We start from the raw sequence: 23,267 nt of genomic DNA, 5'->3' as shown, positions 1-23,267 counted from the left end.
GCCAGGGCGTCACACTCCGTATCCGTCGCTGTAGCCGTCGCGCGTGTGGCGCCGTCCGTCGTCCGCGACCGGCGTCGTGGGGGGCACCACCACGCGCCGGCGCCTCGCGATGCTGCTGAACGTCGTGACTCCGATCAGTCCGACGATCATCAGAATGATGCCGACCAGGTCGAGGTTGACCCCCTGCATGTCCCAGTCGGTCGCGAACGTGAGGATGGCTCCCACGGCGATGAGGATGATGCATCCGCCGAGGCCCATGATGTGTCGCCTCCCTGTACGGCCCGGTCCTTCCGGCCCGCACACCGAGTACCCCCGTGCGGAACACCCATGCGGTGACGGCCTGTTCTACCTCTCCAGAAACGCCGTCAGGGCGTTCGCGAGGAGGAACGGGTCGTCGGCGCCGCACAGTTCGCGGGCGCTGTGCATCGACAGGATGGCCACGCCGATGTCGACGGTCTTGATGCCGTGCCGGGCGGCGGTGATCGGGCCGATCGTGGTGCCGCAGGGCATGGCGTTGTTGGAGACGAAGGACTGGAACGGCACGCCGGCCGCCTCGCAGGCCGCCGTGAACTCCGCGCGGCCCGAACCGTCCGTGGCATAGCGGTTGTTGACGTTGACCTTGAGGATCGGGCCGCCGTTGACACGTGGGTGGTGCGTCGGGTCGTGCCGCTCCGCGTAGTTGGGGTGGACGGCGTGGCCCGTGTCGGAGGACAGGCAGACCGTGCCGGCGAAGGCGCGGGCGCGGTCCTCGTAGGAGCCGCCGCGGGCGAACACCGAGCGCTCCAGCACGCTGCCGAGCAGCGGCCCGTCCGCGCCGGTGTCCGACTGGGAGCCGTTCTCCTCGTGGTCGAAGGCGGCCAGGACCGGGATGGACGCCAGGCTCGACGCGCCGGAGGCCACGGCGGCGAGGGCCGCCGTACCGGCGTGCACCGAGAGCAGGTTGTCCATGCGCGGGCCCGCCAGCAGCTCGCGGTCGCGGCCCAGGTAGGCGGGCGGTTCCACGGAGTGCGTCATGAGGTCCCAGCCGGTGACCTCGCCCGCGGGGATGCCGGCCGTCTCCTCCAGGAAGGCGATCAGGTCGCCGTCGCGCACGTCGTTGCCCAGGCCCCAGATCGGCTGCATGTGCCGCTGCTTGTCGAGCTTGAGGCCGTCCGCCGTCACCGTGCGGTCCAGGTGGATGGCGAGCTGCGGGACGCGCAGCAGCGGCCGGTCCACGTCGACCAGGCGCGTCGAGCCGTCGCGCAGGGTCAGCCGCCCGGCGAGACCCAGGTCGCGGTCCAGCCAGGAGTTGAGCAGCGGCCCGCCGTAGATCTCCACGGCCACCTGGCGCCAGCCGTGCGCCCCGCTGTCGGGGAGCGGCTTGACGCGCAGGTTGGGGGAGTCGGTGTGGGCGCCGACGATCCGGAACGGCGTGTGGGGCGCGGCGCCCTCCGGCACGTACCAGGCGACGATCGCGCCGCCGCGCAGCACGTACTTGCCGCCGCTCGTCCCCTCCCAGGCGTCCGTCTCCGCGACCTGCCGGAAGCCCGCCTTCTCCAGCCGCTCGGCGGCGGTCGCCACGGCGTGATACGGCGACGGGCTCGCCGTCAGGAAGCTCATGAGGTCGTCGGTGTGGCCGCGGTCGAAAGTAAGAGGTGCGCGCGAAGCGCTCGCTGCAAGGGCGGCGGTGGGAGACGGGCGGGCTGGTTCGGTCATGGGTTCACCTTAACGACGGACGAGGGCCCGTTCCCGGGGAAGGGAACAGGCCCTCGAACAGAGAGACGGAGAGAGGCGTCCGGGACTAGAACGCGGCCTCGTCCAGGTCCATCAGGTCCAGCTCGACGCCCTCGGCGATCTTGCGGGACAGGGTGACGCCGGGCAGGACGTTGGCCGCGAAGAACTTCGCTGCGGCGATCTTGCCCTGGTAGAAGGCCGTGTCCTTGGCGGAGATCGCCTTGGTGGAGGCGGCCTCCAGCTTCTCGGCGGCGACCGAGGCGCCCTTGAGCAGGAGGTAGCCGACGATGACGTCGCCGGAGGCCATCAGCAGGCGGGTCGTGTTGAGCCCGACCTTGTAGATGTTCTTGACGTCCTGCTCGGTGGCCGCGAGGTCGGTCAGCATCAGGCCGACGATGGCCTCCAGCTCGACGGCCGCCTTGGCGAGGTGCTCACGGGCCGACGACAGCTCCTCGCCGCCGGTGCCCACGGCCAGGAACTTCTTGATGTCCTCGGCGAGGGAGTTCAGCGCGGCGCCCTGGTTGCGGACGATCTTCCGGAAGAAGAAGTCCTGGCCCTGGATCGCCGTGGTGCCCTCGTAGAGGGTGTCGATCTTGGAGTCCCGGATGTACTGCTCGATCGGGTACTCCTGCAGGAAGCCGGAGCCGCCGAAGGTCTGCAGCGACTGGGCGAGCTGCTCGTAGCCCTTCTCGGAGCCGTAGCCCTTGACGATGGGCAGGAGCAGGTCGTTCAGGGCCTCCAGGGCGGAGATGTCCTCGCCCGCGGCCTCCTTGACCTGGATCTCGTCCTGGATGGAGGCGGTGTAGAGGACCAGCGCGCGCATGCCCTCCGCGTACGCCTTCTGCGTCATCAGCGAGCGGCGCACGTCGGGGTGGTGGGTGACGGTGACCTTGGGCGCGGTCTTGTCCATGAAGTTCGCGAGGTCCGGGCCCTGGACGCGCTCCTTGGCGTACTCCAGCGCGTTCAGGTAGCCCGTGGAGAGCGTGGAGATCGCCTTCGTGCCGACCATCATGCGGGCGAACTCGATGATGCGGAACATCTGGCGGATGCCGTCGTGCTTGTCGCCGATCAGCCAGCCCTTGGCGGGGTGCTGGTCGCCGAAGGTCATCTCGCAGGTGTTGGAGGCCTTCAGGCCCATCTTGTGCTCGACGTTGGTGGCGTAGGCGCCGTTGCGCTCGCCCAGCTCGCCGGTCTCGAAGTCGAAGAGGTACTTCGGGACGAGGAAGAGGGAGAGGCCCTTGGTGCCGGGGCCGGCGCCCTCGGGGCGGGCCAGCACGTAGTGGAGGATGTTCTCCGACATGTCGTGCTCACCGGAGGTGATGAAGCGCTTCACGCCCTCGATGTGCCAGGAGCCGTCGTCCTGCTGGACGGCCTTGGTGCGGCCGGCGCCCACGTCGGAGCCCGCGTCGGGCTCGGTGAGCACCATCGTGGAGCCCCACTGCTTCTCCGTGGCGAACTTGGCTATGTGCTTCTGGACCTCGTTGCCCTCCTCGAAGAGGATGCCGGCGAAGGCCGGGCCCGAGGAGTACATCCACACGGCCGGGTTGGCGCCCAGGATCAGCTCGGCGTACGCCCAGATCAGGGAGCGGGGCGAGGTGGTGCCGCCGATCTCCTCGGGCAGGCCGAGGCGCCAGTACTCGGAGTCCATGAAGGCCTGGTAGCTCTTCTTGAAGGATGCGGGGACCGGCGCGGTGTTGGTCTCCGGGTCGAAGACCGGCGGGTTGCGGTCGGCGTCGATGAAGGACTCGGCCAGCTCGTTCTCCGAGAGGCGGGTCAGCTCCTCCAGGATGCTCTTCGCGGTCTCGACGTCCATCTCCTCGAACGGACCGGTGCCGTACAGCTTGTCTCGCCCGAGTACTTCGAAGAGGTTGAACTCGATGTCGCGGAGATTCGACTTGTAGTGCCCCATGGCGACGGCTCCCGGCTCCGTAGAGAGATCGGCGAGGCACTGGATCCTCGCGCTAGTTCACGTACCAACAAGTAGCTACGATGATGCTACCCGTCGGTAATAAGAAGCAACCCCAACCTGTCATCTGTGACAGGTCACACCGGAACGGTCAGTGTCGCGGTGTAGCCGCCCCCGCCGTCCCCGCCCCCGCCGCTCCCCGTACCGCCCTTCATCGCGGCCAGTTGCCGCTCGTGCCCGTCGCCGAAGACGCCGTCGCTCTCCAGGGAGAGACCGCTCAGGTTCCGGACGCTCTCCTCGTAGCCGTCCGTGGCGTACACCGCCTCGCAGACGTCCTTCGGGAAGGCGAGCTGCGAGGTGTTCGTGATCGCCGTGGTCGCCGTGGCGTCGGCCAGGCTGGCGTAGACCTCGAAGTGGATGTGCGGCCAGCGGCCCTGGTAGCAGCCGGGGAAGACGCTGGTGAAGGTGACCCGCCCCGCGTCGTCGGTCTCCTGGACGCCGCGCAGGTAGTTCTCCTCGGTGACGCCCTCCGAGTACAGGGAGTAGGCGCCGTCCCGGTCGCAGTGCCAGACGTAGACGGCCGCTCCCCGCTTCGGGGCGCCGCAGCCGGAGGCCGCGTCCACCACCGTCAGCGTGATCGTCAGGGGTATGCCCTCGGCGGTGCCGCCCGCGGAGTCGCCGAAGCTCCGTGTGATGTCGCGGCGGACGACCCCGCTCTCCTTCAGGACGTTCACGCCGTTCGACCCGTCGCCCGGGAAGGGGCCGGCCGTCTCCTCGGGGATCTCCGCGCAGGCGCCGGACTCGCCGGACGTGCCGGACGACGAGGGCGACGCCGAGTTCTTCTCCTCCTGCGTGCAGCCCACCAACGGGATCAGCCCCGCGCCCGCCATCAGCCGGATCATCCGGCGGCGGGCCAGGACGGGGAGGTCGTAGGAGAGGCCTCTGTCGTGTTCGTGGCGGTCCTCGGCATGGCGTCCGTTCATGACACCGACGCTATGAGCGGCGGCCGCGGCAATCCATAGCCGCGGCTGTCAAGTCGCTGTCGAGTCACTGTCGATTCGCCAGGGCCGGTGTACCGGCCCTGGCGCCCCGCCGCTCTCGGTACGCTTGCGCCCATGTACGGCTACGACCAGACAGCGGGCCCGCAAGGGCAGTACGCCCCTCCGCAGCAGCCGATGTCCGGCGGGTACGGGCAGCAGCCGCCGCTGTACCCCGAGCCGTCCCCGCCTTCGCTCACGGACGCGGTGCGCGCGTTCACGACCGGGCAGATGGCGGCGGAGGATTTCCAGCAGGCCTTCGCGACGTCGAAGGTCTACTGCCCGCGCGGCGACAACCCCGGCTTCCTCGCGCTGCACAACACCCAGCAGCCGGTGATCCCGATGTTCAGCACCCTCAAGGAGCTGCGCCGGTACGCGGGCAAGGAGTCCAAGTACTTCGTGATCACCGGTTCCGAGGTGCTGGACCTGCTGCCGACCGGCTACGGGTTCGTCCTCGACATGGAGGGCGAGCACCGGATGGTGTTCGACGCGAAGGCCGTCGAGCAGATGGTCGAGTTCGCGATGCGCCGGATGTACGGCGGCTGACCTGCCTATTTCGGCAGGCGTAGCGCCAGGCCGTCCAGGACGACCTCCAGGCCGTAGGTGAATTTGTCGTCCCGGATCTTGGCGGGGTCGATGGTCTGGCCGGCGTTCCTCGCGTCGGCTGCCGCCAGGTGGTCGTAGTCGGCGGAGGCCTCCCGGGCCGCGGGCAGCAGCCGCGCGACGAACTCCGACTCGGTCTCGCCGGACCGGGCGACCGTGGTGAGCCAGGCGGCCTCCGTCGTGGACATGCCGATGACGTACGAGAAGACCGCGTCGATCGCGCGGTCCGGCTCGGGGAACCCCGCCGCGGTGAACAGCGCCGCGAGCCGCTCGGAGAAGGTCATGTAGTTGGGCCCGAGGTAGGCGAGCCCGGCCTGGCCCAGGACCAGGGTCAGCCAGGGGTGCCGTAGCGCCGTCGTACGGAAGGACCCCGCGGCCTCGGTCACCGCCGCGCGCCAGTCGGGGCCGCTGGCCTGGGGGACGTGGATCTCGGCGGCGACCTCGTCCACCGCCAGCTCCATCAGCTCGTCCTTCGTGGCGACGTGCCGGTACAGGGAGGTCGCGCCGGCGTTCAGGCGGGCGCCGAGCTTGCGCATGCTGAGCGCCTCGATGCCGTCGGCGTCGAGCATCGCGATCGCCTCCCGCACGATCGCGTCCCTGCTGAGCGCGGGCTGGTCGGAGCGGCGCTGCTCGCGGGTCCATACGGATGGGATCGGGTTCTTCTCCGTCGTCTTCGTGCTCTTCGGCATCGACACTCCTCCTGGCGCTCGGCTCCGGCCCTGTGCGAACAGCGTGCGCATTCAGCGTACAGAACTCAAGGGTTGCGCACACTGTTCCGCTGTGCGTACAGTGTGCGCATCGAAGGAACGGTGTTCGCGGGAGGGGAAACGGAAATGGACGCTCGTAATCCACGCCGCTGGTGGATCCTGGTGGTGCTCTGCCTCAGCACGCTCGTGCTGGTCGTCGACAACATGGCGCTGACGGTGGCGGTGCCCACGCTGACCGAGGACATCGGGGCGAGCGCCCAGAGCATGCAGTGGATCCTCGACTCCTACATCCTGGTCTTCGCCGGACTGCTGCTGACCTCGGGAAGCCTGGGAGACCGCTTCGGGCGCCGGAAGGTGATGCTGATCGGCCTGCTGCTCTTCGGGGCGGCCTCGATGGGGGCGGTGTTCTGCTCCACTCCCGGTGAGCTGATCGCGGTGCGGATCGTGATGGGGGTCGGCGGTGCGCTGATCATGCCGTCGACGCTGTCCATCCTGATCACCGTCTTCGAGGAGGACGAGCGGCCCAAGGCGATGGCGGCCTGGGGTTCGGTGTCGATGCTGGGGCTGGTCGGCAGCCCGGTCCTCGGCGGTGTGCTGATCGACCACTTCGCCTGGCAGGCCGTCTTCCTGATCAACGTGCCGATCGTCGCGCTGGCGCTGCTGGCCGGTGTGCTGCTGATGCCGGAGTCCAAGGCGCCGTGGCAGAAGCCGGACCCGCTGGGCGCGGTGCTGTCCGCGGTGGGCATGACGGCCCTGGTCTGGTGGATCATCGAGATTCCGCAGCACGGCGCCTTCGAAGGCCGCTCCCTGCTCGTCCTGGCCGTCGCGGTGGCCGCCCTGGCCGGCTTCGTGATCTGGGAGAACGTCACCGCCTCGCCGATGGTCCCGCTGGTCCTCTTCAAGAACCGCAACTTCAGCGGGGGCTCGCTCTCCCTGTCGCTCGTCCAGATCGGCAACGCCGGACTGCTGCTGGTCCTGACCCAGTACCTCCAGTTCGTGCTCGGCTACTCCGCCGTCAAGGCGGGCCTGGCCTTCCTGCCGCTGGCCGTGGCCGCGCTGGCCGGCAACGCCGCCGGGGCCCAGCTCGCCGTGAAGGCCGGCAACCGGGTCGTCATCCTCGCCGGGATGCTGCTGATGGCCGCCTCCTTCGGGCTGCTGACCACGCTCAGCGCCGACAGCGGGTTCACCGTCCCGGCCGTGGCGCTCGGGATCCTGGGCCTCGGTGCGGGCCTCGCGATGCCGGCCGCGGTGGCCGCGCTGATGGGCACCATCCCCGAGGACAAGGCGGGCGTCGGCTCGGCCCTCAACGACACGATCCAGCAGTCCGGCACCGCCCTCGGTATCGCGATCCTCGGCTCCCTGCTCTCCAGCGGCTACGCCGACGCGATGCCGGCCGGCGCCCCCGAGCAGGCCAAGGAGTCGATCGGCGGGGCCCTGGCGGTCGCCGGAGGTGACGCGGGTCTGGTCCGGGCGGCCCGTGAGGCCTTCACCGCCTCGATGTCGACGACCTTCACGATCAGCGCGATCGGTGTCCTGGCGGCGGCCGTGGTGGCCACGCTGGTGATGCGGGACCGCAAGGCCGAGCCCTCCGGGGCCGAGAATGAGGAGCACCGGCTGGCTGCCTGACCTCGGCGGACGAAGGCCGGCACCCCACTGCGGGGTGTCGGCCTTCCGTCATGCCGGTGTCCGTATCGGTCTCCCGGGGTTCGGGCCGTCCTCCGCTGGGAATGTCCTCCCGGTTTTCTCTGTTTGGGGTGGCAGAAAGTTCAACGCTCAACTAAACTTGGGCATACACGAGGAGGAACCGACATGCCTGCAGTGACCGTCGAGAACCCGTTGACGCTGCCCCGCGTGACCGCGCCGACCGACGCCGTGGCACGTCCCGTGCTCGCCGTCACGACCGCTCCCAGCGGTTTCGAGGGCGAGGGCTTCCCGGTGCGCCGGGCGTTCGCGGGGATCAACTACCGTCATCTCGACCCGTTCATCATGATGGACCAGATGGGCGAGGTGGAGTACGCGCCGGGTGAGCCCAAGGGCACGCCCTGGCACCCGCACCGCGGCTTCGAGACCGTCACGTACATCATCGACGGGATCTTCGACCACCAGGACAGCCAGGGTGGCGGCGGCACCATCACCAACGGCGACACCCAGTGGATGACGGCCGGCTCGGGCCTGCTGCACATCGAGGCCCCACCGGAGCATCTCGTCATGTCCGGCGGGCTCTTCCACGGCCTCCAGCTGTGGGTGAACCTCCCGGCCAAGGACAAGATGATGGCGCCGAGGTACCAGGACATCAGGGGTGGAAACGTCCAACTGCTCACCACGCCCGACGGCGGGGCGCTGCTGCGGATCATCGCCGGTGAGCTGGACGGGCACGCGGGCCCGGGCGTCACGCACACCCCGATCACGATGGTCCACGCGACCCTCGCGCCGGGTGCGGAGCTCACCCTGCCGTGGCGTGAGGACTTCAACGGCCTGGCGTACGTCCTGGCCGGCCGGGGCAGCGTCGGCGCGGACCGCCGCCCGGTCCACACGGGCCAGACGGCCGTCTTCGGCGCGGGCTCCTCGCTGACCGTCCGCGCGGACGAGAAGCAGGACTCCAACACGCCGGACATGGAAGTCGTCCTGCTCGGCGGCCAGCCGATCCGCGAACCCATGGCCCACTACGGCCCGTTCGTCATGAACACCCGTGAGGAACTCCAGCAGGCGTTCGAGGACTTCCAGAAGGGCCGACTGGGGACGATCCCGGCCGTGCACGGAATGACTGAGGGCGGCTTGTAGAGCCTCTGAGGCGGGTACGGTACGACACGGCCCGAAGCCGCAAGTTCCAGTTGCGACTTCGGGCCTGTCTTGTCGGTGTCGCTACGGCAGCACGTAGAACGGGGCGCCGTTCGGGGCGCGTCCCACCTGTCGTACGCATTCCTGCTCGGACAGCAGCTCAAGGCTGTCGTGGACGCGGTCGGTCGACAGGCCGGTGCAGACGGAGATCTCCTCCGCGCTGTAACCGGCGCCGCCGTGCAGCAGCGCCGGCGCCAGGTGGGCGGCCACCGCGTGGACGTCCTCGGTGACGACGAGGTTCCTGGCCTTCCAGTTGGCCAGAAGCTGCTGCGGTGTCAGCTCCGGGGCCTGGACCGGGCGGGCGCGGTCATTGGAGCGCCGAAGGGTCTGGGCGATGTCCCGGAGCGACTCGATGATCACGTTCTGCTTGGTGTCGATCCGCCGCAGTGCTTCGTCCGTCCGGCAGGCCCGCTCTTCGAGCCGGACGAGGGCGTCGGCGAGCTGCGGCGGTACGGCGTAGGCGGTGGGGGCGGTAGGGGCGGCGGGCTGTACCGGGGCCGGTTCCAGGGAGTAGGAGCCGTCGCGCTGGATGGTGGCGATGACTTCGGAGACCCAGGTCTTGAAGGGCTTGGCCGACGGTTTGGTGCATCCGTTGACCAAGTGGATCAGGCCCTGGAGGTCGACGACGTTCATGTCTCGCCGCCACTCCCGACCTGCGGGAACGCTGAGAGAGTATCCTCCAGTTACGCTCTCAAGCGTCTCTCGGTGCTCTGCGGGGACATGGTCCGCGAGAGTTTTCCGAGGGTTGCGGTACCCCAGCTCGTTGAGTACATCCGCCGAGGGGAACCAGTGCGTCCCGTCCGGCATCGTCAGCCTCCGCACGCGTGCCCCAGTGGCCGCGTACACGAAGTCGTTGATGTCGATCGCGTCTTTGCGCGAGTTGTTCTGCTCGTTCATCGAGCATCACCTCCGCGTCGGAACGTAGGCCCACGAAGGTGCAACTCACCTCGATAGCAAGGATGTTCACCCGTACGTGGACAGAAGCATCGATTCTGTCGACGGTGTGAGCCTTCACGCCCTCGATGAACGCGGAGCGCCATGCGGAACTCCGGCTTGGTGCAACCGTTGACGAAGCGGATCAGGCCCCGGAGATTCACGAGGCTCATGTCTCGCTGCCCCCTCCTGACCTGCTGGCACGTCGAGAGCGTGTCTCTGAAGCACACTCTCAACACTGGAGAACCAGTACGTCCCGTCAGGCCGTTGAGCAAGCGGATCAGACTCTGGAGATCGGCGACTTTCATGTCTCGCCGCCCACCTCGACTTGCGGGAACGCTGAGAGCGTGACCTCCAGTCACTGTCTCAAGAGTCTCTCGGTGCTCTGCGGGGACATGGTCCGCGAGAGTCGACCGCGTCAGCCCTTCACGTCCTCGATGAACGCCGACCACGCGGTGGTGCCGAAGAGCAGTGCCGGGCCGGTGGGGTTCTTGCTGTCGCGGACGGGGGTGAGGTCCGGGTGGCCGTCGGCGACCTCCAGGCAGCTGCCGTTGTCGCTGCCGCTGTGGCTGGACTTGCGCCAGCCGGTCAGGGTGGATGCGTTGAGGCGTGCGTCGGCGACCTCCACGCAGTCGCCGTTGTCGGGGCCGCTGTGGGTGGACTTGCGCCAGGCGATGAGGGCCGACGCGTCAGGAATGTGGTGGGCGCTCATGGTTGTCGTAGTCCTTCGCCACCGATGCGATCAGGTCGAGGGACGCCTCCGGCGGCAGCGCGGCGGCCCTAGCCAGATCGTAAGCGTCGCGGTACCGCCGGACCAGTGACGGATCGTCGGTCAGGGAGCCGGTGTACAGCGCCTCCACGTACGCCATGTCAGGTGCGTCGGAGAAACGCATCAGGCTCACCATGCTGCCCATGGCTGGGTGGGCTCCTGCGCCGAATGGGACCACCTGCACCATGATCCTGCCCGCGCGCCCCAACTCCACGATGTGCCGGAGCTGTTCGGCCATGACGGCCGGGCCGCCGACCACCGTCCGAATGACGTTCTCGCTCAGGATCATCCAGACCGTCGGGCTCTGCGGATTCTCCAGAATGCGAGCCCGCTCGACGCGGTTGGCGACCTTCTTGTCAAGGTCGGCTGCCGTGCTGTTCGGTCGGGCCACCTTGAGCGCGGCCCGAGCGTATGCCTTCGTCTGCAAGAGCCCCGGCACATAGGCGACCGCGAACTCCTCGATGAATACAGCAAGCCGCTCCGCCTCCGCCGCCTCCTGGAAGTGTTCCGCGAAACGGGCCTTGGCGAGGGTGTCTCGCCAGCGTTCGAAGAAGCCGTCCGTGCCGAGCACCTGGTCCAGGCGCTTGGCGTCCGCCGGGTTGGGGGTGCGGCGGCCGGCCTCGTAGTGGGCGATGAGGGACGGTGAGCACACGACCATCTCGGCCAGTTCGCCCTGGGTCAGGCCCGCTGTCTCGCGTCTGCGGCGCAGTTCGTCGCCGTAGCGCTGCTCGTTGGACTGCCTGCCCTGGGGCCCCGTTCGACCTGTCATTCTGTCAACGGTAGCCGCGCACAGTGACGCCTTGGATACGAAAAGTGAGATTCGTCGGCTACGACGACTCGTAGAGCTCGAACCAGATGCTCTTGCCCTGGCCCCTGGGGTCCACCCCCCAGGCGTGCGCGAGCAGTTCGATGAGGATGAGGCCGCGGCCGGAGGAGGCCAGCTCGCCTGGGCTGCGCTTGTGGGGCAGGTCGTCACCGCCGTCGGTGACTTCGATGCGCAGCCGTCGCTCCCCCACGTCGCCGGTGATCTCGGCGACGAGCAGCGCGTCGGAGTCGGTGTGCACGAGGACGTTCGTCAGCAGCTCGGACAGCAGCAGCACGGCCGAGTCGACCTGGTCCTGCGAGGACCAGTCGTGCAGCAGCTCGCGCAGTTGCTGGCGGGCCGCCCCGACCCGCTCGGGTTCGGCCTGCGCGACCGTCAGCACCGTACGTCGTACCGGGCGCACCGGGGTCATGGTGTCGCCGCACCCGCAGCCGTCGCCGTCCCGGCTGAGCAGCAGCATGGCGATGTCGTCCTCGCGGCGGTCGGCCAGCGGGCCGGTGGTGTGGTGCGAGGACGGGCCGTGCACGGCCTGTACGAGGGTGTCGGCGAGTTCCTCCAGGTCGCCCTTGTGCTCCTCCAGGATCACGCGCAGCCGCCGCCAGCCGGTGTCCAGGTCGTGCCCGCCGGTCTCGATCAGGCCGTCCGTGCAGATCAGCATGGTCTCGCCGGGCTCCAGCGCCAGCCGGGTCGTGGGGTAGTCGGCGTCCGGGTCGATGCCGAGCGGCAGGCCGCCCGACGTCGGCCGGGTCAGCACCGTGCCGTCGGCCATGCGGAACGCCGGGTCCGGGTGCCCGGCACGGGCGATGTCCAGCACCCCCGTCGCCGGGTCGACCTCGACGTACACGCAGGTCGCGAAGCGCGGGTCGGACGGGTCCTCGTCGCTGATGCCGTGCAGGAAGCGGGCGGCACGGGAGAGCACCGCGTCCGGGCGGTGGCCCTCCGAGGCGTAGGCCCGCAGGGCGATCCGCAGCTGGCCCATGAGGCCGGCCGCGTGAACGTCATGCCCCTGGACATCGCCGATGACCAGGGCGAATCGCCCGCTGGGCAGCGGGATCACGTCGTACCAGTCGCCGCCGACCTGGAGTCCGCCGCCGGTGGGGACGTAGCGGGCGGCCACGCTCATGCCCGGGATGCGCTGCGAACCGAGCCTCGGCAGCATGGTGCGCTGGAGCCCGTCGGTCAGTGCCCGTTCGCTCTCGGCCACGCCCGCCCGGGTGAGGGCCTGCGCCAGCATCCGCGCCACCGTCGCCAGCACGGACCGCTCGTCCGGTGTGAAGGCGACCGGATAGGTGAAGGCGGCCATCCACGCGCCCATCGTGCGGCCGGCCACGGTCAGCGGCAGGAACGCCCAGGACCGGCGGCCGAAGCGCTCGGCGAGCGGCCAGGTCAGCGGATAGCGGGCCTTGTACTGCTCGGGGGAGGACAGATACACGGCCCGGCCGGTGCGCGCGGCCTCGGCGGCCGGATAGTCCGTGTCCAGCGGCATGTCCGAGAACGGGCTGTCGTCGCCCATCTGTTGCCCGTGGTGGCCGATGATCGTCAGCCGGTCGCCCGCCACGCCGAACACCGCGAGGCCGTCCGGCGAGAATCCCGGCATCGACAGATTGGCCGTGACCCGCAGTACCTCCTGCGTGGAGCGCGCCTCGGCCAGCGCCCGGCCCGCGTCCAGCAGGAACGCCTCCCGGGAGCGCCGCCAGTCGCCGGTGACCGCGCTGCGCCCGGCCGCGGTGCCCGGCGTCGGCTCGGTGACCTCCTGGAGGGTGCCGATCAGCCGGTACGCCTTGTGGACCCGGTCGAAGGACGGCTTGGAGCGGCTGCGGACGATGCGGACGATCCGGCCCTGCTCGTCCATGACGCGGATCCGCACCTCGGCGAGGGTGCCCTCGGCGACGGCGAGCTGGACCACGCCGGTGATCTCGTTCCAGTCGACCGGGTGCAGCCGGGCCCGGGCCTGAGCCTCCGTGAGGCTGACCTGCTCGGCGGGCAGCCCGAGCAACCGTGCCGCCTCGGCGTCGACCGTGACCAGCCCGGTAGCGGTGTCCCAGTGCCAGAGGCCGGTCGCGAGGGCGGCGAGGGCCTCCCCCACGGCGGGCAGGGGCTCGCCAGTGCGCATTGGCCTACTTTAAGAAGAGGGAGTCGACCACTGCCACCGAAGACCGAACCATGCTCGATCGACAACGGTGACGGGCACCGTGAAGAACACGGTGCAGAACACTGTGGAGAACTCGGGAGAGCCGATCTTCGCCTGCCCGGTACGCTGGGGACCAGTTTCACGTGAAACACAGATCGTGATCAGCCCCCGAGCAGCGAAGACTGGATGAACGACGATGCATCGGTACAGGTCCCACACCTGCGGCGAGCTCCGCTCCTCTGACGTCGGCACCGACGTCCGGCTGAGTGGCTGGCTGCACAATCGGCGCGACCTGGGCGGCATCCTCTTCATCGATCTGCGCGATCACTACGGCATCACGCAGCTCGTCGCCCGTCCCGGCACGCCCTCCTACGAGGCTCTCGACAAGCTCTCCAAGGAGTCGACCGTCCGCATCGACGGCAAGGTCGTCTCCCGCGGCGCGGAGAACATCAACCCCGAGCTCCCGACCGGTGAGATCGAGGTCGAGGTCGGCGACGTCGAGCTGCTCGGCGCCGCCGCCCCGCTGCCCTTCACCATCAACGCCGAGGACGGCGTCAACGAGGAGCGGCGCCTGGAGTACCGCTTCCTGGACCTGCGCCGCGAGCGCATGCACCGCAACATCATGCTGCGCACCGCCGTCATCTCGGCGATCCGGCACAAGATGACGGCGCTGGGCTTCAACGAGATGGCGACGCCGATCCTGTCCGCGACCTCCCCCGAGGGCGCCCGCGACTTCGTCGTCCCGTCCCGTCTGCACCCGGGCAAGTTCTACGCCCTTCCGCAGGCGCCCCAGCAGTTCAAGCAGCTGCTGATGATCTCCGGCTTCGACCGCTACTTCCAGATCGCGCCCTGCTTCCGCGACGAGGACGCCCGCGCCGACCGCTCGCCCGGCGAGTTCTACCAGCTCGACGTCGAGATGAGCTTCGTCGAGCAGGAAGACGTCTTCCAGCCGGTAGAGAAGCTGATGACGGAGCTGTTCGAGGAGTTCGGCGGCGGACGCCACGTCACCTCGCCGTTCCCGCGGATCCCGTTCCGCGAGGCGATGCTGAAGTACGGCTCCGACAAGCCGGACCTGCGCGCCCAGCTCGAACTCGTCGACATCACCGACATCTTCGAGGGCTCGGAGTTCAAGGCGTTCGCCGGCAAGCACGTGCGGGCCCTGCCGGTGCCGGACGTCTCGGCGCAGCCCCGCAAGTTCTTCGACCAGCTCGGCGACTTCGCCGTCACGCAGGGCGCCAAGGGCCTGGCCTGGGTCCGCGTCGCCGAGGACGGCTCGCTGTCCGGCCCGATCGCGAAGTTCCTCACCGAGGAGAACGTCGCCGAGCTGACCAAGCGCCTGTCCCTGGCCGCCGGTCACGCCGTGTTCTTCGGCGCGGGCGAGTTCGACGAGGTCTCGAAGATCATGGGCGCGGTGCGGGTCGAGGCCGCCAAGCGCGCCGGGCACTTCGAGGAGGGCGTCTTCCGCTTCTGCTGGATCGTCGACTTCCCGATGTACGAGAAGGACGAGGAGAGCGGCGCGATCGACTTCTCGCACAACCCCTTCTCGATGCCGCAGGGCGGTCTGGAGGCCCTGGAGACCCAGGACCCGCTGGACGTCCTGGGCTGGCAGTACGACATCGTCTGCAACGGCGTCGAGCTGTCCTCCGGCGCGATCCGGAACCACGAGCCGGAGATCATGCTCAAGGCCTTCGAGATCGCCGGGTACGACCGTGAGACGGTCGAGGAGAAGTTCGCCGGCATGCTGCGCGCCTTCCGCTTCGGCGCCCCGCCGCACGGCGGCATCGCCCCGGGCGTCGACCGCATCGTCATGCTGCTCGCCGACGAGCCCAACATCCGCGAGACCATCTCCTTCCCGCTCAACGGCAACGCCCAGGACCTGATGATGGGCGCGCCGACGGAGCTGGAGGAGGCACGGCTGAGGGAGCTGCACCTGTCGGTGCGCAAGCCGCAGCCGAAGTAGGACCGCGAGGGCTCCTCCGGGGCCCTTCGGTGAACACGTAGGTGGCTCGGAACCGGCGTCGGTTCCGAGCCACTTTCGTACCCAGGGCGTCTACCCAGCTCTTACCCAGGTTCCTGACAGACGCGCTCCCTAGCTTCCCTTCCCATGACGGGACAGGAAACGGCCCAAGGGCCGAAACACAAACGGGATCTGACACGCCGTAAGGTCGTCGCCGCGGGCGCCGGTGCGGTGGTGGCGGCGGGCGTCGGCGGTACGTTCGCGGCGGGCGCGTTCGCCGGGGAGGAGCCGAGAGCGGCGAAGAAGACGCCCGCCGCGGGCGAGGCCTGCTACAAGCTGACCTCCGAGACCACCGAGGGCCCCTACTACATCGACGCGGACAAGCTCCGCCGGGACGTCACCGAGGACCAGGAGGGCATCCCGCTCACCCTGCGCCTCAAGGTGATCGACACCGACACCTGCAAGCCCCTCGCGAACGCCGCCGTCGACATCTGGCACTGCAACGCGCTGGGCGTGTACTCGGGTTACGAGGACATGGGCAGCGGCGGCGGGGGTGGCGGTACGCCGCCTTCCGGTACGCCGACCGGCACGCCCACGGGGCCGCCTCCGGACGGTGGCGGTGGAGGCGGGGGCGGGGGCCATCAGGAGCCCACCGACGACGAGCGCTATCTGCGCGGCACCTGGCGCACGGACAAGCAGGGCGTCGTCGAGTTCCGTACGGTCTTCCCCGGCTGGTACCAGGGGCGCTGTGTGCACATCCACACCAAGGTGCATGTCAACGGCACCTGGACCAAGGCCGGTTACGAGGGCGGCACCACCTGCCACACCGGTCAGCTCTTCTTCGACGAGGCGTCCGTGCTGGCCTCCGCCGAGACCGAGCCGTACTCCACCAACACCACGACCCGCACCACCCTCGACGAGGACACCATCTACCCGGGCAACGGGACCGAGGGCGGGCTGCTGAAGCTCAAGTACCGGAAGAACGCCATCGCCAAGGGTGTGGTCGCCACCCTCACGATGGGGGTGGACCCGGAGGCGACGCACGACGGTACGGATGACGCGGTGCAGCCGGGTGCGTCGGCGTCGGCGTCGGCGTCCGCCGGCTGACCGACCCAGGTGGGGGGCGGACATCTACGAGATGTCCGCCCCCCATTCCCTCATTCACATACATGTACTTCTGCTCAATCCGTTGACCCGGAAGGCGGGCCTCCATAAGGTCCCTTCGAGAACGCGTACGTGATTGCTGTTCACGTATGTGCACATCGAGGGAGACAACGATGTCAGAAGCCGCGACCGCCATACCCGAGGCCGAGCAGCGAGCGGTGAGCAAGTTCCTGCGCCGCATGCTGCCGATCCTGGTCCTGATGCTGCTGGTCAACCAGATGGACCGGACGAACGTGGGCTTCGTCCAGAACGAACTGCGGGCCGACGTCGGAGTCAGCGCCACCGCCTACGGCCTCGGAGCGGGCCTGTTCTTCATCGGGTACGCCTTGTTCGAGGTGCCGAGCAACATGCTCCTGGAGCGGCTCGGGGCCCGGGTCTGGCTGACCCGGATCATGATCACCTGGGGCGCGGTGATCGTGGCGATGTGCTTCATCCACAACGTGTGGATGTTCTACTCGCTGCGCTTCCTGCTCGGTGTCGCGGAGGCCGGATTCTTCCCCGGTGTGCTCCTGTACTTCACCCAGTGGCTGCCGGACTCCAGCCGGGGCCGGGCCAGTGCGATCTTCCTGGGCGGCTCGGCGACGGCGTACATCGTGACGGGCCCGATCACCGGCGCGCTGCTGGAGCTGCACGGCGCGGGCGGCATCGCCGGCTGGCGCTGGATGTTCGCCCTGGAGGGCGCCTTCTCCATCCTGGTCGGCTTCATCGCCGGGTTCTTCCTCGTCTCCCGGATCCAGGACGCCAAGTGGCTCACGCAGGAGGAGAAGGACGCGCTGAGCGAGGCGGTGGCCCGGGACAAGGAGTCGCGCGACCGGGCACCCTCGGTGTCCCGCTGGAAGCTGATCTTCCACCCACAGGTCGCTGTCCTGACCTCGGTCTTCTTCGCGATGGCCCTCACCGGGTACGCGATCACCTTCTGGCTGCCGAGCCTGGTGGAGGAGATCGGCGGACTGTCGCCCTTCCAGATCGGCCTGCTGTCGGCGATCCCCTGGGTCTGTGCCGTCATCGCGATGTACACGATGAGCCACTTCACCGACCGCGCCCCGGACCGCCGCCCCTACCTGGCGATCGCCCTGGTCCTCTCCGCCATCGGCACCTTCCTCGCCACCCTCGGCTCCCCCTGGTTCGGCCTCATCGCCCTCACGCTGGCCGCGGTCGGCGGCAAGTGCGCGGCCACCCTGTTCTGGCCGATGGCCCAGTCGGGCCTCGACCTCAAGATCGCCGCACCGGGCCTGGCCCTGGTCAACTCCATCGGCAACCTGGGCGGCTTCGTGTCCCCGACGTTGTTCGGCTACCTGAAGGACACGACGGGCAGCACGAACGGCGGCCTCTACACCCTCTCCGCGGCGTCGATCCTGGCGGTGCTGGGCGTGGCGTTCGTACGGCACACGAACCGGGGGCCGCAGGTGGGCTCCGGGGGTCGTACAGGGGTCAAGGGCGAGGCGGCTGTGAGCTGACCACCGAGACACGGAGGCGCCCGGGGTGTGGGTAACCCCGGGCGCCTTCTTGATCCGGGGTCAGTCCGTCTGCGGCTGTGCCCGGACCATCGACAGGTCGGGCCGGACCTTCGCGATGGCGGCGAAGTCGTCGTCCATGTGGAGCACGGTGAGGCGGTGGTGTTCGGCGGTGAGCGCGATCAGGATGTCGATGGGGGAAGGCCCGCGGTGATGCCCGATGCTCACCAGGTCTCTCTGTACCGCGATGATCTTCGGCCACGGGTCGTCGAGGGCGGGAACCCAGGCGAAGGTCTGGCCGAGCATGGTGAAGAACGGCTCGTAGTCGCGGTCTGTTCGAAGACCGGGCATCAGCTCGGCCTCGACCGGTGGGCAGATGGCGACGAGGCCCCGCGCCACGCGGTCGGGCCAAGGGTCGCCGATCTGGCGGCGCAGCAGCCGCCAGACGGCGGAGGTGTCAGCGAGGTAGGTCACGACCCCGAGCGCTCCCGTTCTTCGAGGACATCGAAGTCGAGGAACGCGTCCGCGTTCTCCTGGAGCCAGCGCAGTGCCCGGGCCCGGTCGTCCGCGCTGATCGCCGCCGCTATCGTCAGCGCGCGGTTGATGGTGTCCCGCTTCGTCTTGGTTCCGAGCTGCTGCTGGGCGAAGGCCAGCATGTCGTCGTCGATGTCGACCAGCGTCCTGGACATGCGACCTCCCGCGAGACCTGCTTGATATATGTCTCTGGCCAATATATCAAGCGGGTCCTCGGGGCAGGCGGGCTAGCGGGCCACGAACTGGGTCAGGATGGCCTGGACCTCGTAGATGTCGACGCCCTTGGTGAAGGTTTTCTGGATGGGGAGCTGGGAGCCGGAGAGCCAGATCTTGAGTTCGGCGTCGAGGTCGAAGGTGCCGGCGGTTTCCACCGCGAAGTGGGTGATGCTGCGGTAGGGGACCGAGTGGTATTCGACCTTCTTGCCGGTGATGCCCTGCTTGTCGATGAGGATCAGGCGGCGGTCGGTGAAGAGGATGGTGTCGCGGATGAGGAGGTACGCGGCGTGGACCTGTTCGCCGTGGCCGAGGAGGCGGGCGTAGTCCTGCTGGGCCGAGGCCGGGTCTACGGTGTGCGCGTTGCCGAAGAGTGCCATGGAAACCCCCGTGGTGTGTGGCGGTGGCCGGGTGTGGCCGGGTGGTCGTGCTTTGTGCGATCTTCGCAAAGCGCGGGGCCCGGGAGAAGGTGTTCGTTCTCCCGGGCCCCGCGCTGTAGCGAGCGTGTTACGACCGTTACGCCCCGACCTACTCGCCTTCGCCGCCGAAGCGGGTCTTGTACGACTCCAGGTCCTCGTCCGTGAGCTTGGCGAACAGGACCGGGGGGATGGTGAAGGGGGTGCCGGCGGGGATCGAGGTGAGGGACTTCGCCTCGTCCTCGGTGACCCAGGTCGCGGTGTCGTTCTCCAGGGAGAACGCCTCGCGCATCGTCTTCGCCGAGGTCGGGATGAACGGCTCGGAGACCACGGCGTAGAGGTGGATCAGGTTCATCGCCGTACGGAGGGTGAGCGCGGCGCCCTCCGGGTTGGTCTTGATCTCCAGCCAGGGGGCCTTCTCCTCCAGGTAGGAGTTGCCCGCCGACCACAGGGCGCGCAGCGCGGCCGCGGCCTTGCGGAACTGGATGGCCTCCATCTGGGACTCGTACTCCGCGAGCAGGCGGGCGACCTCCTCGCCCAGCTTCGCCTCCGCCTCGCCCGGCTCGGCGCCCGCCGGGACCTCGTCGCCGAAGCGCTTGCGGGAGAAGGACAGGACGCGGTTGACGAAGTTGCCGAGGGTGTCGGCGAGGTCCTTGTTGACCGTGGCCGTGAAGTGCTCCCAGGTGAACGACGAGTCGTCCGACTCGGGGGCGTTCGCCATCATGAAGTAGCGCCAGTAGTCGGCGGGCAGGATCTCGAGGGCGTCGTGGGTGAAGACGCCCCGGCGCTGCGACGTCGAGAACTTGCCGCCGTAGTAGTTCAGCCAGTTGAAGGCCTTGATGACGTCGACCCTCTTCCACGGGGCGCGGGTGCCCAGCAGGGTCGCGGGGAACATCACGCTGTGGAAGGGGACGTTGTCCTTGCCCATGAACTGCGTGTAGTGGACGTCCGCGTCCGACTCCCACCACCACGAGCGCCAGTCGCGGTTGCCGGTCGGGTCCTGGTCGGCCCACTCCTTCGTCGCGCCGATGTACTCGATCGGGGCGTCGAACCAGACGTAGAAGACCTTGCCCTCGGCGGCGAGGTCGGGCCAGGTGTCGGCCGGGACCGGGACGCCCCAGTCCAGGTCACGCGTGATCGCGCGGTCGTGCAGGCCCTCGGTGAGCCACTTGCGGGCGATGGAGGAGGCCAGCACCGGCCAGTTGTCGGCGCGCTCGTCGACCCAGGCCTCGACCTCGCCGGCCAGTACGGACTGGAGGAGGAAGAGGTGCTTGGTCTCGCGCACCTCCAGTTCGCTGCTGCCGCTGATCGCCGAGCGGGCGTCGATCAGGTCGGTCGGGTCCAGGACGCGGGTGCAGTTCTCGCACTGGTCGCCGCGGGCCTTGTCGTAGCCGCAGTGGGGGCAGGTGCCGATGATGTAGCGGTCCGGGAGGAAGCGGCCGTCGGTGATCGAGTAGACCTGGCGGATCGCCCGCTCCTCGATGAAGCCGTTCGCCTTCAGCTCGCGGGCGATCTCCTGGGTGATCTCGTGGTTCTGCGGGGAGGAGCTGCGGCCGAAGTAGTCGAAGGCCAGGTTGAAGCCGTCGTAGATCGCCTTCTGCTGGTCGTGGGCCTGGGTGCAGAACTCGTCCACGGGGATGCCCTGCTCCTTGGCGGCGAGCTCGGCCGGGGTGCCGTGCTCGTCCGTGGCGCAGATGTACAGGACCTCGTGGCCGCGCTGGCGCAGATACCGCGAGTAGACGTCTGCCGGGAGCATGGACCCCACCATGTTGCCCAGGTGCTTGATCCCGTTGATGTACGGAAGGGCGCTGGTGATGAGGTGTCGAGCCATCGCGGGCTGCTCCCAAGTCGCTACGTGGGGTGACGATCTCGTGGTCTCGGTCGTCTACGGAACCTTGAAATCGTAGCTGACATGGGTACGCCGCCCGCCTCCCCTTTTACGGGGTGAGAAGCGGGCGGCGTGTGGTGGGGCTGTGTGGGTCTACGGGCGCCAGTTCGCCAGTACGCCCTCGTAGAGCTCCTTGTCCGTGAGCTCGCGGGGGGTTTCGCCGGCGAGGAAGTGGGACGTGTTGGGAGCCTTGAGCTTGCGGAGGTAGTCGAAGGCCTTGTTCTCCGGGTCGCCGAAGGCGACGAAGGAGAAGAAGACGGTGGGGTGGGACTTCGCGGCGTCGGTGAGGGCCTTCGTGGCGGGGGTCTTGGCGTCGGGGGCGCCGTCCGTCTGGAAGATCACCAGGGCGGGGGTGGTGGTGGTCGCTTCCTTGCTGTGGTGGGCGAGGACTGCTTCCACCGCCGCGTGGTAGCTGGTGCGGCCCATGCGGCCGAGGCCCGCGTGCAGGGTGTCGATCTTGTTCTCGTGGTCGGTGAGGGTGATCTCGCCGGTGCCGTCGAGTTCGGTGGAGAAGAAGACGACCTGGACCGTGGCCTCGGGGTCGAGGTGGGTGGCGAGGGCGAGGGTTTGTTCGGCGAGGGCCTGGGCGGAGCCGTCCTTGTAGTACGGGCGCATGGAGGCGGAGCGGTCGAGGACGAGGTAGACCTTGGCTCGGGTGCCGGTGAGGTTGTGGGTCTTGAGGGTGGTGGTGGCGGCCTTGTAGGCGGTGGTGAGGCCGGGGGCGGCGGACTTTACGCGGGTGAGGGGGAGGGCGGGGGTTGTGTCGTCGCCCTCGGCCTCGGCTTCGCCTTCGGCCGAGTTGTTCCCACCCGCACCACCCGTGCTGCTTTCGTTGTCGGGTGCGGGTGGCCCCTGTGGGGCGGAGTCGCCGTCGGCGGGTGCGGGTGCGTCGGCCTTGGCCTCAGCCTCCGGCTGCGCCTTCGGCTGTGCGGGGGCTTCCGCTTCCGCCTGGGGCTCCGCTTCCGGCTCCGGCTCCGCTTCCGGCTCGGGCTCCGGCTTCGGCTGCGCGGGCGCTTCCGCCTTCGGCTCCGCATCCGGCTTCGGCTGGGCTGTGGCGGGCTCGGGCTTGGCCTCCGCCTTCGGGTCGGAGACCGCCTCGGGCTCGGCAGGGGGCTGGGTGTCCGCGACGGTTTCGGGCTCGGTCTGGGGCGCCGCCTCGGTCGAGGCCGTGTCCTGGGACTCGGGCTTCTCCGGCTTTGCTTCCTCCGGAGCCGCCTCGGGCTCGGCAGCGGGCGGTGTTGCGGCTTCCGCCTCGTCGGCAGCAGCCGGTTCTTCCGCGACCGCGGGCTCCTCGGTGGCCGCCGTGCCCTCTGCGACCTCCGCGGCCACCGGCTTCTCGGCGACGGTCGGCTCTTCCACGACCGCGTCCTTCTCCGCAGCCTCCGCAGCCACCGGCTCCCCGGCGTCCTCGGGCTCCTCCGCGACCACCGGCTTCTCGGTGCCCTCGGGCTCCTCGACGATCGCGGCCTTCTCCGCCACCGTCGGTTCCTCGACGATCGCGGCCTTCTCAGCGACCGCCGGTTCCTCGGCGACCGCAGGCTCCTCGACAGCGGCAGGCTTCTCCGCGACCGTCGGTTCCTCTACGACCTCAGCCTTCTCGGCGACCGTCGGCTCCTCGGCGACCGTCGGCTTCTCGACGGCCGCAGGCTCCTCGACAGCAGCGGGCTCCTCGACAGCAGCGGGCTTCTCCGCAACCGCCGACTCCTCGACGACCCCAGCCTTCTCTGCGATCGTCGGCTCCTCGACAACCGCCGGCTTCTCAACGACTGCCGGTTCCTCGACAACCCCCGCCTTCTCCGCAACCGTCGGCTCCTCAACCCCCGCGTCCGCCTCCGCGTCCGCGTCCGCCGGTCGCGCAGGCCTAGGGACTGACGGCACATTGTCGAAGGCCGCCGAGACCAGGTCGTGTTCGTCGGGGGACGACGTGCGGGGTTCGGGGACGGTTGGGGTGGGGGTGGCGCGTTCGCCGGAGGCGGTGGGGGGCTCTTGGGTGGGGACCTGCGGGGTGTCGGGGGACGGCGTTGCCGTCGGTTCCTCCGGGGTCGTCGTCGGCCGCGCCGCACCCTCCGCCTCGGCGGTCCGTGACTTGCGTGACCGTCCGAACGCGTTCCGCAAGAGAGTGAGAATGCCCATGTGCGCGCAACCCTTCGCGTGAGGTGAAGCCGTCAATCCCTGGCCAGG

General features: G+C 69.1%; 20 protein-coding genes. 6 read left to right on the top strand and 14 right to left on the bottom strand.

Going from position 1 to position 23,267, the window contains the following annotated elements; translation table 11 throughout:
- Positions 1-9: 9 nt before the first annotated feature.
- From KJK29_RS18260 to KJK29_RS18245, 4 genes are all read right to left on the bottom strand, one after another.
- Positions 10-258 (bottom strand): DUF6458 family protein, encoded by a 249-nt coding sequence (locus KJK29_RS18260; protein ID WP_184594045.1) that lies wholly within the window; start codon positions 256-258, stop codon positions 10-12.
- 87 nt (positions 259-345) lie between these two features.
- A complete protein-coding gene (locus tag KJK29_RS18255; protein ID WP_255961289.1) occupies positions 346-1,695 on the bottom strand; it encodes a M18 family aminopeptidase in 1,350 nt (449 codons plus the stop codon).
- Positions 1,696-1,780: 85 nt separating this feature from the next.
- Positions 1,781-3,622 carry an acyl-CoA dehydrogenase gene (locus tag KJK29_RS18250; RefSeq protein WP_215120225.1) on the bottom strand — a complete coding sequence of 614 codons (1,842 nt, stop codon included), beginning with the start codon at positions 3,620-3,622 and terminating at the stop codon, positions 1,781-1,783.
- A gap of 134 nt (positions 3,623-3,756) precedes the next feature.
- On the bottom strand, positions 3,757-4,602 hold the full coding sequence (locus KJK29_RS18245) for a dioxygenase family protein (protein WP_215120224.1): 846 nt from the start codon (positions 4,600-4,602) through the stop codon (positions 3,757-3,759).
- A 132-nt stretch (positions 4,603-4,734) separates the two neighbouring features.
- On the opposite strand from KJK29_RS18245, the gene KJK29_RS18240 reads away from it, so the two are divergent.
- Positions 4,735-5,202 carry an SseB family protein gene (locus KJK29_RS18240; RefSeq protein WP_215120223.1) on the top strand — a complete coding sequence of 156 codons (468 nt, stop codon included), beginning with the start codon at positions 4,735-4,737 and terminating at the stop codon, positions 5,200-5,202.
- A 5-nt stretch (positions 5,203-5,207) separates the two neighbouring features.
- Here the strand turns inward: KJK29_RS18240 and KJK29_RS18235 are convergent, their stop codons facing one another.
- A complete protein-coding gene (locus KJK29_RS18235) occupies positions 5,208-5,948 on the bottom strand; it encodes a TetR/AcrR family transcriptional regulator C-terminal domain-containing protein (protein WP_215120222.1) in 741 nt (246 codons plus the stop codon).
- 144 nt (positions 5,949-6,092) lie between these two features.
- Here KJK29_RS18235 and KJK29_RS18230 point away from each other — a divergent pair, with 144 nt between their 5' ends.
- Both KJK29_RS18230 and KJK29_RS18225 read left to right on the top strand, forming a co-directional pair.
- Positions 6,093-7,592 carry an MFS transporter gene (locus tag KJK29_RS18230; RefSeq protein ID WP_215120221.1) on the top strand — a complete coding sequence of 500 codons (1,500 nt, stop codon included), beginning with the start codon at positions 6,093-6,095 and terminating at the stop codon, positions 7,590-7,592.
- A gap of 183 nt (positions 7,593-7,775) precedes the next feature.
- Entirely contained in the window at positions 7,776-8,747 is a 972-nt protein-coding gene (locus tag KJK29_RS18225; protein WP_215120220.1) for a pirin family protein, read from the top strand.
- 81 nt (positions 8,748-8,828) lie between these two features.
- Here the strand turns inward: KJK29_RS18225 and KJK29_RS18220 are convergent, their stop codons facing one another.
- From KJK29_RS18220 to KJK29_RS18205, 4 genes are all read right to left on the bottom strand, one after another.
- Complete coding sequence (locus KJK29_RS18220) at positions 8,829-9,701, bottom strand: BRO-N domain-containing protein (protein WP_215120219.1); 873 nt, start codon at positions 9,699-9,701, stop codon at positions 8,829-8,831.
- Between the two features lie 454 nt (positions 9,702-10,155).
- Entirely contained in the window at positions 10,156-10,449 is a 294-nt protein-coding gene (locus KJK29_RS18215; protein ID WP_215120218.1) for a DUF397 domain-containing protein, read from the bottom strand.
- Positions 10,427-11,275: a helix-turn-helix domain-containing protein gene (locus tag KJK29_RS18210; protein ID WP_215120217.1), complete on the bottom strand. Its 849-nt coding sequence runs from the start codon at positions 11,273-11,275 to the stop codon at positions 10,427-10,429. Before KJK29_RS18210 ends, KJK29_RS18215 begins: the two co-directional genes overlap by 23 nt.
- 58 nt (positions 11,276-11,333) lie before the next feature.
- Positions 11,334-13,442 (bottom strand): SpoIIE family protein phosphatase, encoded by a 2,109-nt coding sequence (locus KJK29_RS18205; RefSeq protein WP_215120216.1) that lies wholly within the window; start codon positions 13,440-13,442, stop codon positions 11,334-11,336.
- Positions 13,443-13,656: 214 nt separating this feature from the next.
- On the opposite strand from KJK29_RS18205, the gene aspS reads away from it, so the two are divergent.
- The 3 genes from aspS (at position 13,657) to KJK29_RS18190 (ending at position 18,038) form a co-directional block, all read left to right on the top strand.
- Positions 13,657-15,420, top strand: a complete 1,764-nt coding sequence (gene aspS, locus KJK29_RS18200; protein ID WP_215120215.1) for an aspartate--tRNA ligase — start codon at positions 13,657-13,659, stop codon at positions 15,418-15,420.
- A 144-nt stretch (positions 15,421-15,564) separates the two neighbouring features.
- Positions 15,565-16,524 (top strand): intradiol ring-cleavage dioxygenase, encoded by a 960-nt coding sequence (locus KJK29_RS18195; RefSeq protein WP_215120214.1) that lies wholly within the window; start codon positions 15,565-15,567, stop codon positions 16,522-16,524.
- Between the two features lie 170 nt (positions 16,525-16,694).
- The gene (locus KJK29_RS18190; RefSeq protein WP_215120213.1) at positions 16,695-18,038 is read left to right on the top strand and encodes an MFS transporter; all 1,344 of its coding nucleotides are present in this window, start codon (positions 16,695-16,697) and stop codon (positions 18,036-18,038) included.
- A gap of 60 nt (positions 18,039-18,098) precedes the next feature.
- Here KJK29_RS18190 and KJK29_RS18185 read toward each other — a convergent pair whose 3' ends face one another.
- The 5 genes from KJK29_RS18185 to KJK29_RS18165 all read right to left on the bottom strand — a co-directional run bounded on the left by KJK29_RS18185 (position 18,099) and on the right by KJK29_RS18165 (position 23,219).
- Entirely contained in the window at positions 18,099-18,509 is a 411-nt protein-coding gene (locus tag KJK29_RS18185; RefSeq protein ID WP_215120212.1) for a PIN domain nuclease, read from the bottom strand.
- Positions 18,506-18,724 (bottom strand): type II toxin-antitoxin system VapB family antitoxin, encoded by a 219-nt coding sequence (locus tag KJK29_RS18180; protein WP_215120211.1) that lies wholly within the window; start codon positions 18,722-18,724, stop codon positions 18,506-18,508. The genes KJK29_RS18185 and KJK29_RS18180 overlap by 4 nt, the downstream gene beginning before the upstream one ends.
- 72 nt (positions 18,725-18,796) lie before the next feature.
- Positions 18,797-19,162 (bottom strand): PH domain-containing protein, encoded by a 366-nt coding sequence (locus KJK29_RS18175; RefSeq protein WP_189727091.1) that lies wholly within the window; start codon positions 19,160-19,162, stop codon positions 18,797-18,799.
- 148 nt (positions 19,163-19,310) lie between these two features.
- Entirely contained in the window at positions 19,311-21,029 is a 1,719-nt protein-coding gene (metG, locus tag KJK29_RS18170; protein WP_215120210.1) for a methionine--tRNA ligase, read from the bottom strand.
- Between the two features lie 150 nt (positions 21,030-21,179).
- Positions 21,180-23,219 (bottom strand): VWA domain-containing protein, encoded by a 2,040-nt coding sequence (locus KJK29_RS18165; RefSeq protein WP_215120209.1) that lies wholly within the window; start codon positions 23,217-23,219, stop codon positions 21,180-21,182.
- Positions 23,220-23,267 lie beyond the last annotated feature (48 nt).

This window comes from Streptomyces koelreuteriae, from assembly GCF_018604545.1.
GTDB lineage: Bacteria > Actinomycetota > Actinomycetes > Streptomycetales > Streptomycetaceae > Streptomyces > Streptomyces koelreuteriae.
Note: the sequence above shows the minus strand (reverse complement) of the source record. Positions and strands in the feature narration are given on the sequence as shown.